This window comes from Serratia marcescens (assembly GCF_001902635.1).
Lineage (GTDB): Bacteria > Pseudomonadota > Gammaproteobacteria > Enterobacterales > Enterobacteriaceae > Serratia > Serratia marcescens_F.
In genome coordinates this window covers 193,366-206,413 of the sequence record NZ_MJAO01000006.1, presented here as the reverse complement: position 1 = coordinate 206,413, position 13,048 = coordinate 193,366, and the positions used below count along the sequence as shown (strand labels likewise).

Below are 13,048 nucleotides of genomic sequence, written 5' to 3'. Positions count from 1 at the left end.
CCTCCTCGGTTGTTTACGGGCGCTCTACCGCCAGCGCCACGCCCTGCCCGCCGCCGATGCACAGCATCGCCAGCCCCTTGTTCACCCCGCGGCGCTGCATTTCGTACAGCAGCGACACCAAAATGCGGCAGCCGGACGCGCCGATCGGATGCCCCAGTGCGATCGCCCCGCCGTTGACGTTGACCCGCTCCGCCTCCCAGCCCAGTTCTTTGCCCACCGCCAGCGCCTGCGCGGCGAAGGCTTCGTTGGCTTCGATCAGATCGACCTCCTCCAGCCGCCAGCCGGCTTTCTCCAGGCAGCGGCGCGCGGCGGGTGCCGGGCCGATGCCCATGATCGCCGGATCGACGCCCGACGAGGCGTAACCGGCGATGCGCGCCAGCACCGGCAAGCGCAGCGTGGCGGCTTTTTCCGCGCTCATCAGCAACACCACGGCGGCGCCGTCATTGAGCGACGAGGCGTTACCGGCGGTCACCGAGCCCTCCTTGCGAAACGCCGGGCGCAGCCGCGCCAGCGCCTCCAGGCTGGTGTCGCGCGGCTGTTCATCGTGCGCCACACTCAGCGCCTCGCCCTTCGGCTTCGGCACCGTCACCGGCGTGATCTCCTGGGCGAAACGCCCGGCCTGCTGCGCCGCCCGCGCCTTCTGCTGCGAGCGCAGCGCAAAGCTGTCCTGCTCGGCACGGCTGATGGCGTATTTCTCCGCCAGGTTCTCGGCGGTGATGCCCATGTGGTAGTCGTTGAACGCGTCCCACAGGCCATCGTGGATCACGCTGTCCACCATCTGCGCGTGGCCGAGGCGCAGACCGGCGCGCGCGCCGGCCATCAGGTAAGGCGACTGGCTCATGCTCTCCTGGCCGCCGGCGATCACCGCCTCGGCATCGCCGCTGCGGATCGCCTGCACCGCCAGATGCACCGCCTTCAAACCGGAACCGCACACCTTGTTGATGGTCAGCGCCGGCGTCGTAGAGGGCAGCCCGGCGTTCAGCGCGGTCTGGCGCGCCGGATTCTGCCCGCAGCCGGCGGTCAGCACCTGGCCGAGGATCACTTCATCGATCTGCTGCGGTGCCACCCCGCTCTGCGCCAGCAGCCCTTGTACCGCCGCCGTGCCCAGTTCCACCGCCGTCAACGGCGCCAGCGCGCCGTGAAAACTGCCGACCGGCGTGCGCGTCGCCGCCACGATCACCACTTCACGTTGTTGCACATTCACCTCCCGTCTCAGAAACGCATTTCCGGCACGCGATCCGGCACGATCAGCCGGCCGGCGGTTTTAGCGACAATCTCCGCCACGCTGACGCCAGGCGCGCGTTCGCGCAGCACGAAGGCGCCGTCTTCAATTTCCAGATAGGCCAGATCGGTCAATACCTTGCGGATGCAGTTGGCACCGGTCAGCGGCAGCGTGCAGCGCGGCAGCAGCTTGGACTCGCCGCCCTTCGCGGCGTGGGTCATCACCACGATGATGTTCTCCGCCCCTGCCACCAGATCCATCGCGCCGCCCATGCCCTTGACCATCTTGCCGGGGATCATCCACGAGGCGATATTGCCCTCGACGTCCACTTCAAACGCCCCCAGCACGGTCAGATCGACGTGGCCGCCGCGGATCATGGCGAACGACTGCGCCGAATCGAAGATCGACGCACCGATACGCGCGGTAACCGTCTGCTTGCCGGCGTTGATCATGTCGGCGTCCAGCTGCTGCTCGGTCGGGAACTCGCCCATCCCCAGCAGGCCGTTTTCCGACTGCAGCATCACGTCCATGCCCGCCGGCACGTAGTTGGCCACCAGCGTCGGGATGCCGATGCCCAGGTTGACGTAGTAACCGTCCCTCAGCTCTTGTGCCACGCGCTGCGCCATTTGTTCACGGGTAAGCATGCGTATTCTCCTTATGCCCGCAGGGTGCGTTGTTCGATACGCTTTTCGAAGGTGCCCTGGATCAGCCGATCGACGTAGATGCCGGGGGTGTGGATCGCCGCCGGATCCAGCTCGCCCGGCGCGACGATCTCTTCCACTTCCACCACCGTGATGCGCCCGGCGGTGGCCATCAGCGGATTGAAATTCTGTGCGGTATGGCGGTAGATGACGTTGCCGAAGTGGTCGGCCTTCCAGCCTTTGATGATGGCGAAATCGCCGGTGATGGCGGTTTCCATGATGTAAGGGCGGCCGTTGAACTCGCGCACCTCTTTGCCTTCGGCGATCGGCGTGCCGTAACCGGTGGCGGTGAAGAACGCCGGGATACCGGCGCCGCCGGCGCGGATCTTCTCCGCCAATGTGCCCTGTGGCGTGAGATCCACCTCCAGCTCGCCGCTGAGCGCCTGCTGCTCGAACAGCGCGTTTTCGCCGACGTAAGATCCCACCACCTTGCGGATCTGATGGGTCTCCAGCAGCCGCCCGAGGCCAAACCCGTCGACGCCGCAGTTGTTGGAGACCACCGTCAACCCGCGCACGCCGCGCCGGCGGATCTCTTCGATCAGGTTTTCCGGGATGCCGCACAGGCCGAAGCCGCCCGCCAGCACCGTCATGTTGTCCGTCAGGCCTGCCAGCGCTTCCTGGTAGCTGCCGACGCGTTTGTCGAGCCCTGCCATATCGTTGCCCCTGCATATTGCGGCGCAGGGCGAAATGCCCTGGCTTGCGTGAGGGCATCTTCAGGTCACAAAAATGATTTGTTAATTTTGTTTTTATGCCACATTCATTTAGAATTTTTATTAATCAATCGTTAACCGTCAATTAACAAAGAGTTAACGCCAGCCAAAATGAAAATGAGCATCAAACAGTTACGCGCGTTTTTAGCGGTAGCTCACACTCTGAACTTCGCCCAGGCCAGCGAGCGGCTGAATATTTCTCAGCCGGCGCTCAGCCTGGCGATCCGTGGGTTGGAAGACGCGCTGGGCGGGCCGCTGCTGCTGCGCACCACCCGCCGGGTGACGCTGACGCCGGAGGGCGAAACCTTCTTCCCGATGGCGCGCCAGCTGCTGGCGGATTGGGACAACGCGGAAGAGGCGATGCGCCAGCGCTTCACCCTGCAGATGGGTAAGGTGGCGATCGCCGCCATGCCGTCGTTCGCCGGCAACCCGCTGCCGCCGATTCTCAAGGCGTTTCGCGGTCGCTACGCCGGTATCAACGTGGCGGTGCACGACGTCATCAACGAGCAGGTGTTTGAAATGATCCGCGAAGGCCGGGTGGAGATGGGCATCGCCTTCGAGCCGGAGCCGAGCGACACCCTGCACTTCACCCCGCTGTGCCGCGATCGCTTTATGGCGGTGGTGCCCAAGGATTCGGCGCTGGCGCGCAAGGCGCAGGTGAGCTGGAAGGAGTTGCTGGCGCTGGATTTCATCACCCTGCAGCGGCCTTCGGCGGTGCGGCTGCTGCTGGAACAGGAACTGGCCCGCAGCGGCCGAATGCTGGAGGTGGCGTTTGAAAGCCACCAGCTGGTGACGGTCGGGCGTATGGTGGCCAACGGGCTCGGCGCCAGCGCGGTGCCGGCGCTGTGCGAGAAACAGATGGATGAGCTGGGGGCGGTCTGCGTGCCGCTGATCGGCCCGATCATCGAACGGCGCGTGGGCCTGATCCGCCTGGCCCAGCATCAGCTCTCTTCCGCCGCGCAGGCGCTGGCGACGGTGATCGAAAGGGAGATGGCGGAGAGTGGCGCACAGCCTGCGCTTAAACCGTAAACCCGACGTGCTTGCCGCCCGGCAGCTCAACGTCCAGGCGCAGCGTGCCGCCCATCGCTTCCACGTAGCGTTTCAGGGTCGAAATCTTCAGCTCATTGCCGCGCCCTTCGATGGCCGCGACCGAAGGCTGAAAAATACCCAGCGTTTTCGCCAATTCCTGTTGGGAAATATTCAGCGCTTCCCGCAACTGGTGCAGGTGCGCTTCAAACAGCATCTCTTCGGCCATTTCCTCGATGCGCCGGCGGCTCTCCGGGGTGCGGGAGGCCAGCAGTGGTGATTGCCTTGCGGCTTCGATAGGGGATGCGGACGTTTTATTCCCCCCACCAACGCCACCGCGCTCTTTACGGCATTTTTATTCCGCGCCCCGTTAACGTTACGGCGTTTTTACAGACAGTTTTTGCCGCCGCAGATACCCTTTTCACATCGCCATTATGGCCCCACAAGAGAGTCGTCTCATGCGTTTATCCCTGCCTCTGGCCGTGACCGGTCTTCGTTCTGGAGCGCGCCATGCATTCTAATATCATCGGCTTCAATCCTCTGCTGGCGGAGCTGCCCGCTTCGACGACGCGCACCTTCCGCAAAGAGCTGGAGCACTACCTGCAGCGCTACCCAGAAACCGAACAGCTGGATATTTATCTGCACGATCTGAACGGCCAGCTGCGCGGCAAACGGCTGCCGATCGCTGAAGCCTTTGGGCTGGAAAAAGGCTGCTACTTCCCGCTGTCGATCTATGCCCTGGATCTGCACGGCCGGGTAATTGAAGAGAGCGGGCTGGGGCAGCGGGCGGGCGAGCCGGACCGGCTGTGCCTGCCGGTATCCGGCACCCTGCGGCCCTGCGCACGCGATCCCGAACGCCACGCCCAGCTGCTGCTGACGATGCAAAACGCCGACGGCGACGCCTGCGAGCTGGAACCGCGCGTGGTGCTGCAACGGGTACTGAAGCGCCTGCACGATCGCAACTGCTTCCCGGTGGTGGCGGCCGAGCTGGAGTTCTACCTGCAAGATCCGCAGCGCCCCGCCGACGCGGAAACCTGCCCGACGCAAAGCTTCGCGGTGGATGCGCCGGAGCGCCACCATGCGCTGCTGAGCGATATCGAACGGCACGCCCGGCTGCAAGGCCTGCCGCTGACCGGCGTGGTGGCCGAAGCCGCCTCCGGCCAGTACGAGCTGAACCTGCATCACAGCCGGCGCGTGCTGGAAGCCTGCGACCAGATCATGGCGCTGAAACGCCTGACGCGGCAGATAGCCGAGCAACACCACCAACACGCCTGCTTTATGGCCAAGCCCTGCGCCCACGCCGCCGGCAGCGGGCTGCACTTTCACATCAGCCTGCAGAACGAGCACGGCGAGAACCTGCTGACCGGCGCGCCGGGCGAACTGAGCGACAACATGCAGCAGGCGATGGCCGGCATGCTGGCGCTGATGCCGGCGTCGATGGCGATCCTGGCGCCCAACATCAACGCGTTTCGCCGCTTCCGCCCCGGCATGCACGTGCCGCTGCGCGCTTCCTGGGGCCACAACAACCGCACAGTGGCGCTGCGCCTGCCCTGTGCCGACAGCGCCAACCAGCGCATCGAATATCGCCTGGCCGGGGCCGACGCCAACCCTTATCTGGCGCTGGCGGTGATGCTCGGCGGCCTGCTGCACGGGCTGGAACACCCGCTGCCGCTGCCACCGGCCGCCAACGGCTGCGAGAGCGACAACGCCGCGCCCTTGCCGCTCGGCCAGCAGGAGGCGCTGGCGCTGTTCCGCCACAGCGATCCGCTGCGCGAGCTGCTCGGCCCGGCGTTCTGCACCCTGTGGCACACCTGCAAAAGCGCCGAACTGCACCGTTTCGAAGAACAGGTCACCGCCGCCGAACTCGGCTGGATGCTGTAACCGACCTCTGATTGGCTAACGGAAGGATAATCATGAACATGCAATCGCAATTGGCACCTGCGCAGCCGCTGCTCTGCTGGCGCAAAGGCGTTTTTCACATCAGCACCGATCGGCAGTTGCTGGATCTCGATGTGATCCAGCGTTTCCTCAGCTTGCCGGATCGGGCGGCGGCGGAGCGCCTGGTGCACCACGGCCTGTGCTTCGGCCTGTACCGCAAACGCCACCAGCTCGGCTTCGCCCGCATGGTGACCGATTACGCCACCTTCGCCTCGGTGAGCGAACTGTTCGTCAGCGCCGAATACCGCGGCGTCGGGCTGGGAAGCTGGCTGACGCGCTGCTGCCTGGCGCATCCGGCATTGCGCGGCCTGCGCGTCACGCTGCCCGCGCTGCAAGCGCCCTGGCGCGCCGACGGTGCGGTGCACGCCCTGCGCGCCCTTCACTGATAAGGAGACCCCAATGTCTCGTTTGGTGTTGATTTCAAACAAGCAGTGTGACGGTAAGGATCTGGCCTGCGCCGGCCAGACGCTGGCGGCCGATGCCGAACCGGGGCTGTGGCTCGGCTGGAACGGCGACGTGCAGAATTTCGCGCAGCGCCCGATCCACTGCCGCCAACGCGCCGGTTACGATCAGGTGACCTTCCCGTTGTCGATCGAGGAGTTTCGCCGCCACTATCAGGGCTACTACCACGACGGCCTGTGGCCGGTGTTCCACAACCAGCCGGAGAAGGCGCACTTCACGCCGGAAAACTACCGCGCCTACCGGCAGCTGAACCGCCATTTCGCCGATATCGCCTGCGAGCACCTGTGCCCCGGCGACATCGTCTGCATCGACGACTACCAACTGCTGCCCTGCGCCGAGGCGCTGAAGGAGCAGGGATTGCTGAACCCCTGCGCGTTCTTTTTCCACCTGCCGTTCCCGTCGGCGGCGCTGCTGCGGCGCATCCCGGAACATCGCCAACTGATCGCTTCGCTGCTGTTCTACGATCTGATCGGTTTTACCTCGGCGGACGATCGCAACGCCTTCCTCAACTGCCTGGCAGGCGAGTTCCCGCTGGAGATGCTGCCCGACGACCAGATCCAGGCCAACGGGCATATTTTCGCCACCGGCATTTTCCCCGCCGGCATCAACGGCAGGCAGGTTTACTGATCTCAGGCCACCGGCGGCCAAAGGCATTACCCAGGCCGCCAACCGCTTACCCCGCCAATCCAACCGTTCACCCGGCGAATCCAACCGCTGACCGAAATACGCCTGTCTTCCCCCCTTACCCCCGGCGATGATGAGCTGTTCCTAAACCCGCCTTACCTCGGGAAAGACGCTACGGCTCGCCGCGCCACTCTGACATCTCTTACAAGCGGATGAGTTCATTCATATTTTGCAGACTGGAATTAAGGATACCTCATGAAACGAGAGGGGATTTTAAAGCACATTCCGTGGATGCTGCTGGGGATACTCGGCGCAGCCTGCCTCGGCGTGGTGGCGCTGCGCCGCGGCGAACACATCAGCGCGCTGTGGATCGTCGTCGCTTCGGTGGCGGTGTATCTGGTGGCCTACCGCTACTACAGCCTGTACATCGCTACCAAGGTGATGAAGCTGGACGCCGGCCGCGCCACCCCGGCGGTGGTCAACAACGACGGCCTGAACTACGTGCCGACCAACAAGAACGTGCTGTTCGGCCACCACTTCGCCGCCATCGCCGGCGCCGGGCCGCTGGTGGGGCCGGTGCTGGCCGCGCAGGTCGGTTACCTGCCCGGCACGCTGTGGCTGCTGGGCGGCGTGGTGCTGGCGGGAGCGGTGCAGGACTTTATGGTGCTGTTCATCTCCTCGCGCCGCAACGGCGCCTCGCTCGGTGAGATCATCAAGAAAGAGATGGGGCCGGTACCGGGCACCATCGCGCTGTTCGGCTGCTTCCTGATCATGATCATCATCCTGGCGGTGCTGGCGCTGATCGTGGTGAAAGCGCTGGCGGAGAGCCCGTGGGGGGTATTCACCGTCTGCTCCACCGTGCCGATCGCGCTGTTTATGGGCATCTACATGCGCTATCTGCGCCCCGGCCGCGTGGGTGAAGTGTCAGTCATCGGCATCGTGCTGCTGGTGGCCGCCATCTGGTTCGGCGGCGTGGTGGCGCACGACCCGTACTGGGGCCCGGCGCTGACCTTTAAAGACACCACCATCACCTTCACGCTGATCGGCTACGCCTTTGTCTCCGCCCTGCTGCCGGTGTGGCTGATCCTGGCGCCGCGCGACTATCTGGCCACCTTCCTGAAAATCGGCGTGATCGTCGGGCTGGCGATCGGCATCGTGATCCTCAACCCCGAGCTGAAAATGCCGGCGGTTACCCAGTTCGTCGACGGCACCGGCCCGGTGTGGAAAGGCACCCTGTTCCCGTTCCTGTTCATTACCATCGCCTGCGGCGCGGTCTCCGGCTTCCATGCGCTGATCGCCTCCGGCACCACGCCGAAGCTGTTGGCCAATGAGACCGATGCACGCTTTATCGGTTACGGCGCGATGCTGATGGAGTCCTTCGTCGCCATCATGGCGCTGGTGGCGGCTTCCATCATCGAGCCTGGCCTGTACTTCGCCATGAACACCCCGCCGGCGGCGCTGGGCATCACCATGCCGGATCTGCACCGCCTGGGCACCGAAGACGCGCCGATGATCATGGCTTCGCTGAAGGACGTCACCGTGCACGCGGCGGCGGCGGTCAGCTCCTGGGGCTTCGTCATCAGCCCGGAACAGATCCTGCAGACCGCCGCCGACATCGGCGAACCTTCGGTGCTGAACCGCGCCGGCGGTGCGCCAACGCTGGCGGTAGGCATCGCCCACGTGTTCCATCAGATCATCCCGGGCGCCAACATGGGCTTCTGGTACCACTTCGGCATTCTGTTCGAGGCGCTGTTCATCCTGACCGCGCTGGACGCCGGCACCCGCTCCGGCCGCTTTATGCTGCAGGATCTGCTGGGCAACTTCGTGCCGTTCCTGAAAAAAACCGACTCGCTGGTGGCCGGCATCATCGGCACCGCCGGCTGCGTCGGGCTGTGGGGCTACCTGCTGTATCAGGGCGTGGTGGATCCGCTCGGCGGCGTGAAGAGCCTGTGGCCGCTGTTCGGCATCTCCAACCAGATGCTGGCCGCCGTGGCGCTGGTGCTGGGCACCGTGGTACTGATTAAGATGAAGCGCACCCAATACATCTGGGTGACCGTGCTGCCGGCGGTGTGGCTGCTGATCTGCACCACCTACGCGCTGGGCCTGAAGCTGTTCAGCGACAACCCACAGCTGGAAGGCTTCTTCTTCCTGGCCGGCGAGTACAAGCGCAAGATCGCCGAAGGCGGCGCCGAGCTGAGCGCCCAGCAGATCGCCAACATGAACCACATCGTGGTGAACAACTACACCAACGCCGGGCTGAGCATTCTGTTCCTGCTGGTGGTGTACAGCATCATCTTCTACGGGGTGAAAACCGCGATGACGGCGCACAAGAACCCGAAACGCACCGACCAGGAAACGCCTTACGTGCCGGTGCCGCAGGCCGCGCCCGCCGACGGCGTAACTGAGGGGGAGGTCAAAGTTTCGACCCAGCATTGATGTGATTTAACGGATACCCTGCATATACCCTTCATCTTTCAAGTGGCAGGGGTGTTGGCTACCTTCGCTCACCCCGGTCACTTGGCGGACCAAGCTCCCGGGGAATCGTTCAGTTGCCGCCTACCTGCAACTTGAAATCTATTGGGTATAATGAGATCTATCATGCAGGGTATTCTCTTCAATAAGGACAGGCTATGTTCGGAAATCTCGGCCAGGCGGGAAAGTACCTCGGGCAGGCGGCGCGCATGTTGGTGGGCGTGCCTGACTACGATACCTACGTCCAGCACATGAAAGACAACCACCCGGACAAGCCGGTGATGACCTATAAAGAATTTTTCCGCGAGCGCCAGCAAGCGCGCTACGGCGGCGACGGCAAAGGCGGCATGCGCTGCTGTTAACCCGCAGTCACAAGGATCCGTATGAAACCCATCGCAGTCACCATCCTGACCGGCTTTTTGGGCGCCGGTAAAACCACCCTGCTGCGCCACATCCTGAACGCCGAACACGGCTATAAAATCGCGGTCATCGAGAACGAATTCGGCGAAGTGCCGATCGACGACGCGCTGATCGGCGATCGCGCCAGCCGCATCACCACGTTGAGCAACGGCTGCATCTGCTGCAGCAAATCCAACGAACTGGCGGACGCGCTGCTGGATCTGCTGGACGGCGCCGACAGCGGCCAGCTGGCGTTCGATCGGCTGATCATCGAATGCACCGGCATGGCCGATCCCGGCCCGATTACCCAGACCTTTTTCTCGCACGAGATCCTGTGCGAGCGCTTCCTGCTGGACGGCATCATCACCCTGGTGGACGCGGCGCACGCCGAGCAGCAACTGAGCCAGTTCAGCATCGCCCAGGCGCAGGTGGGCTACGCCGACCGCCTCCTGCTGACCAAAACCGACGTGGCGCCGGACTGCGAGGCGCTGATCCAGCGGCTGCAGCGGATGAACGCCCGCGCGCCGGTCTACAAGGTGACGCACGGCGATATCGATCTGAGCGTGCTGTTCGACATCGAAGGCTTTACGCTGAACGACAAGCTCAACCTGACGCCGCCCACCCCGCTGTTCCGCCGCATCCCGCAGCAGCAGAGCGACATCCGCTCGATCGTGGTGACGCTGGAGCGCCCGCTGCCGCTGATGCAAATCTCCGAAGTGATGGAAGGCCTGCTGCTGGAATACGCCGACAACCTGCTGCGCTACAAAGGCATTCTGTCTATCGAAGACGAGCCGCGCCGCCTGCTGTTCCAGGGCGTGCAGCGGCTGTATAACGCCGACTGGGATCGGGAGTGGCTGCCGGAGGAAGAGCGCAAGAGCACGCTGGTGTTTATCGGCGTGGATCTTCCGGAGGAGGAGATTCGGAGAAGGATTGGGGGGTTGGGGTAAGCGGGGTTTGGATATGGGAGCCTGTGGGTGGGCTCCTTTATGTAGGGTGCTAACGGGGTGGAGGAAGTGCAACCATCAGCAGCTGTATTTCTCTCGGCTGTAGGGCACACTCAACGCTACGGCTATCGCCCTTGCCAACCGCGTTTTTCCGATAGATATGACTGACATATCACAACAAAAACATTCATCAAGGTAGGCATTCACTCCCTCACCTGGCATAGTTAACGCATTCGGTAAATCGATGAGTTAACTGCTGGGTATTGATGCATACTGCTCTCGTCAGCAGTCACATTGCCCAGAATCAGCTCGGCAATGTGAGGGAGTGGTTTTGGCAACTGCAATAGAGGCGTTATCTTCAAAAGAATCCGTTTTAAAAGCCATCGAAGAATATAAAAAAATTGGCCGAGATACATTCTTAAAACAACATAAAATAAAGCGATTTAAAAAATACACCATTCTTTATAATGGCGAGAAGTACGATATCCGAGGCATCGTCGCCAGAGCATACAGTGAGCAGCATGGCTATCCGTTAAAGGGAATCAACGCCGATAACGGCACGGAAAAAGCCATCCAATTTCTCAAAGATCTCGGTTTTGAGATCGTCGAAACGCCACATCCTTTTGACTATTTAACCGAAGGCAAACTGTACACACGCAAAGCGCTTATCGAGCTCTACGGCGGACAGCTGCAAGGCGGTATCTGGACCCCGCGGGAATTCCCGGTAATCTTTATCTTCACCGGAGAAAGCGGCGAAACCTACGGCTATAAAGATGGATGGACAGCCGAAGGCAGCTTCTCTTATACAGGAGAAGGCCAAAAAGGCCCTATGGAATTTATTCGAGGCAATAAATCCATCCGTGACCATAAGAAAGACGGCAAAGATATCTTCCTATTCGAAGACAACAAGAAAGAAAAAGGCGTCCGCTATCTTGGCATGTTTGAGTGCGACTCTTGGGATCACATTCAGTGTTTAGACTTCGAAAATAACATGCGCCAAGGCATTACCTTTAACCTGTTCAAAGTCTCGTCACTGCACGCGGTTGAAGAAGATGCAGACGCCGATGAAGCTGATACGCAGACAGAGACGCTCGAGCAGTTACGCAAGAAGGCACTGCAGTCCTCCCAGCAATCTGGCCAGCGCCAACAGAGTGACAGCAAAAAATCCTGGTTCAAACGCAGCGAAGACGTAAAAAAATACGTGCTCAAGCGCGCCAATGGTATCTGCGAAGCCTGCGACCAGCCGGCACCGTTCAAGAAAAAGAACGGAGATCCCTACCTTGAACCCCACCACACCAAGCGCCTAGCCGACGAAGGCCCCGATCACCCGCAGTGGGTGGGCGCCATCTGCCCAACTTGCCATCGCCGGATTCATAGTGGGGTGGATGGTAAAGAGGTGAACAAGAAGCTGATGGTGAAGTTGGAGTTGAAAGAGGCAGCTATCGGTTAAAAGTTGCCTGCAACAGCGTGCTACCTGTCAACTTCAAAACCAGGTTTGTGCAGTATCATAGGAATAATAAAGAATAACAGGGAACCTCAGCATGTCAGTACCAACCTACGACCAATTCATCGAGCCAGTGCTTCGCTTTTTGGCAACTAAGCCCGAAGGCGCACTTGCTCGGGATGTGCAAGATGCAGCAGCAGACATACTTAACCTAAACGAAGAACAACGAGCAGAGACCATCGCCAGCGGCCAATTGGTTTACAAGAACCGTACCGGCTGGGCCCACGACCGTTTGAAACGTGCAGGGCTCTCGCACAGCTTATCCAGAGGCAAATGGTGCTTAACCGCCAAAGGCATCGACTGGTTAAAGCAGCATCCAAACCCGCTCACTGCAGCAGAAGTCGAGCATCTCGCTTTGGCTTATACCACCGTCAAACTTCAACAAAATAGTGATGCAGTGGATTTGGACCCGGTTACAAAACCCCTTCTCACCGAAGCGATGTTAACAAACAGCCCAGACGATCGCCTGGAACAATCAATCAAAGAGATCCGCGATGCGGTTGCGACAGAACTGCTAGAGAACCTGAGCCAAGTATCCCCAGGCCGCTTCGAGGTCATCGTGCTGGATGTGCTGCACCGTTTGGGCTACGGCGGCCACCGCGATGATTTAAAGCGAGTCGGAGGCAGCGGTGATGCGGGGATTGATGGCGTAATTTCTTTAGACAAGCTCGGCTTAGAAAAAGTGTATGTGCAAGCCAAACGCTGGCAAAACACCGTAGGCCGCCCTGAGTTGCATGCCTTCTACGGTGCACTTGTGGGGCAAAAGGCCAAACGAGGGGTATTCATCACGACCTCTGGCTTTACTAAGCATGCCGTTGCCTATGCGCAATCGGTAGAAGGCATGGTACTTATCGACGGTAACCGACTGGTGCATCTGATGATGGACAATGAGGTGGGTGTTAGTTCAACGTTGCTGAAGGTTCCTAAACTCGATAGCGACTACTTCGACCAGTGATCCCCTTGCAAAATCGGTAATTTCTTAGAGATCGAGCACATATCTCCTGGCCGATGTGTGGCCATGCCGTATTTTGTCCCTTTAGTTGGCT

13 protein-coding genes are annotated in these 13,048 nt (G+C 61.3%); 9 read left to right on the top strand and 4 right to left on the bottom strand.

Translation table 11 applies throughout. The features are described from left to right. Positions 1 to 13: 13 nt before the first annotated feature. Genes BHU62_RS08090 through BHU62_RS08080 form a run of 3 tightly spaced genes read right to left on the bottom strand, consistent with a single transcriptional unit; the run spans position 14 to position 2,576 of the window. On the bottom strand, positions 14 to 1,198 hold the full coding sequence (locus tag BHU62_RS08090; protein WP_073531454.1) for an acetyl-CoA C-acetyltransferase: 1,185 nt from the start codon (positions 1,196 to 1,198) through the stop codon (positions 14 to 16). 14 nt (positions 1,199 to 1,212) lie between these two features. Beyond that, positions 1,213 to 1,866 (bottom strand): CoA transferase subunit B, encoded by a 654-nt coding sequence (locus BHU62_RS08085; RefSeq protein WP_073531453.1) that lies wholly within the window; start codon positions 1,864 to 1,866, stop codon positions 1,213 to 1,215. An 11-nt stretch (positions 1,867 to 1,877) separates the two neighbouring features. Next, positions 1,878 to 2,576 carry a CoA transferase subunit A gene (locus BHU62_RS08080; protein ID WP_073531452.1) on the bottom strand — a complete coding sequence of 233 codons (699 nt, stop codon included), beginning with the start codon at positions 2,574 to 2,576 and terminating at the stop codon, positions 1,878 to 1,880. A 168-nt stretch (positions 2,577 to 2,744) separates the two neighbouring features. On the opposite strand from BHU62_RS08080, the gene BHU62_RS08075 reads away from it, so the two are divergent. Next, on the top strand, positions 2,745 to 3,662 hold the full coding sequence (locus BHU62_RS08075) for a LysR family transcriptional regulator (protein WP_073531451.1): 918 nt from the start codon (positions 2,745 to 2,747) through the stop codon (positions 3,660 to 3,662). On the opposite strand, the gene BHU62_RS08070 is transcribed toward BHU62_RS08075, so the two are convergent. Next, entirely contained in the window at positions 3,652 to 3,933 is a 282-nt protein-coding gene (locus BHU62_RS08070; protein WP_073531450.1) for a helix-turn-helix domain-containing protein, read from the bottom strand. The two genes, BHU62_RS08075 and BHU62_RS08070, sit on opposite strands and share 11 nt — an antisense overlap. 236 nt (positions 3,934 to 4,169) lie before the next feature. Between BHU62_RS08070 and BHU62_RS08065 the strand changes: the two genes are divergently transcribed. The 8 genes from BHU62_RS08065 (at position 4,170) to BHU62_RS08030 (ending at position 12,957) form a co-directional block, all read left to right on the top strand. Next, the gene (locus tag BHU62_RS08065; RefSeq protein ID WP_073531449.1) at positions 4,170 to 5,540 is read left to right on the top strand and encodes a glutamine synthetase family protein; all 1,371 of its coding nucleotides are present in this window, start codon (positions 4,170 to 4,172) and stop codon (positions 5,538 to 5,540) included. 32 nt (positions 5,541 to 5,572) lie between these two features. After that, positions 5,573 to 5,983, top strand: a complete 411-nt coding sequence (locus BHU62_RS08060; RefSeq protein WP_073531448.1) for a GNAT family N-acetyltransferase — start codon at positions 5,573 to 5,575, stop codon at positions 5,981 to 5,983. Positions 5,984 to 5,996: 13 nt separating this feature from the next. Beyond that, a complete protein-coding gene (locus tag BHU62_RS08055) occupies positions 5,997 to 6,686 on the top strand; it encodes a trehalose-6-phosphate synthase (RefSeq protein WP_073531447.1) in 690 nt (229 codons plus the stop codon). Between the two features lie 252 nt (positions 6,687 to 6,938). Beyond that, a complete protein-coding gene (locus BHU62_RS08050; protein WP_073531446.1) occupies positions 6,939 to 9,119 on the top strand; it encodes a carbon starvation CstA family protein in 2,181 nt (726 codons plus the stop codon). 194 nt (positions 9,120 to 9,313) lie between these two features. Continuing rightward, complete coding sequence (locus BHU62_RS08045) at positions 9,314 to 9,517, top strand: YbdD/YjiX family protein (RefSeq protein WP_004953088.1); 204 nt, start codon at positions 9,314 to 9,316, stop codon at positions 9,515 to 9,517. 21 nt (positions 9,518 to 9,538) lie between these two features. Then, entirely contained in the window at positions 9,539 to 10,501 is a 963-nt protein-coding gene (gene yjiA / locus BHU62_RS08040; RefSeq protein WP_073531445.1) for a GTPase, read from the top strand. Between the two features lie 328 nt (positions 10,502 to 10,829). Next, positions 10,830 to 11,948: an HNH endonuclease signature motif containing protein gene (locus BHU62_RS08035; RefSeq protein WP_073531444.1), complete on the top strand. Its 1,119-nt coding sequence runs from the start codon at positions 10,830 to 10,832 to the stop codon at positions 11,946 to 11,948. Between the two features lie 91 nt (positions 11,949 to 12,039). Continuing rightward, a complete protein-coding gene (locus BHU62_RS08030) occupies positions 12,040 to 12,957 on the top strand; it encodes a restriction endonuclease (protein WP_073531443.1) in 918 nt (305 codons plus the stop codon). The last annotated feature ends 91 nt before the right edge of the window (positions 12,958 to 13,048 follow it).

Excerpts from the sequence above, each read along its gene's own strand:
- BHU62_RS08075 (WP_073531451.1), top strand. The coding sequence starts at position 2,745 with ATGAAAATGAGCATCAAACAGTTACGCGCGTTTTTAGCGGTAGCTCAC.
- BHU62_RS08030 (WP_073531443.1), top strand. The coding sequence starts at position 12,040 with ATGTCAGTACCAACCTACGACCAATTCATCGAGCCAGTGCTTCGCTTT.
- BHU62_RS08060 (WP_073531448.1), top strand. The coding sequence starts at position 5,573 with ATGAACATGCAATCGCAATTGGCACCTGCGCAGCCGCTGCTCTGCTGG.
- BHU62_RS08055 (WP_073531447.1), top strand. The coding sequence starts at position 5,997 with ATGTCTCGTTTGGTGTTGATTTCAAACAAGCAGTGTGACGGTAAGGAT.
- BHU62_RS08065 (WP_073531449.1), top strand. The coding sequence starts at position 4,170 with ATGCATTCTAATATCATCGGCTTCAATCCTCTGCTGGCGGAGCTGCCC.
- BHU62_RS08080 (WP_073531452.1), bottom strand. The coding sequence starts at position 2,576 with ATGGCAGGGCTCGACAAACGCGTCGGCAGCTACCAGGAAGCGCTGGCA.
- BHU62_RS08050 (WP_073531446.1), top strand. The coding sequence starts at position 6,939 with ATGAAACGAGAGGGGATTTTAAAGCACATTCCGTGGATGCTGCTGGGG.
- BHU62_RS08085 (WP_073531453.1), bottom strand. The coding sequence starts at position 1,866 with ATGCTTACCCGTGAACAAATGGCGCAGCGCGTGGCACAAGAGCTGAGG.
- BHU62_RS08045 (WP_004953088.1), top strand. The coding sequence starts at position 9,314 with ATGTTCGGAAATCTCGGCCAGGCGGGAAAGTACCTCGGGCAGGCGGCG.
- yjiA (WP_073531445.1), top strand. The coding sequence starts at position 9,539 with ATGAAACCCATCGCAGTCACCATCCTGACCGGCTTTTTGGGCGCCGGT.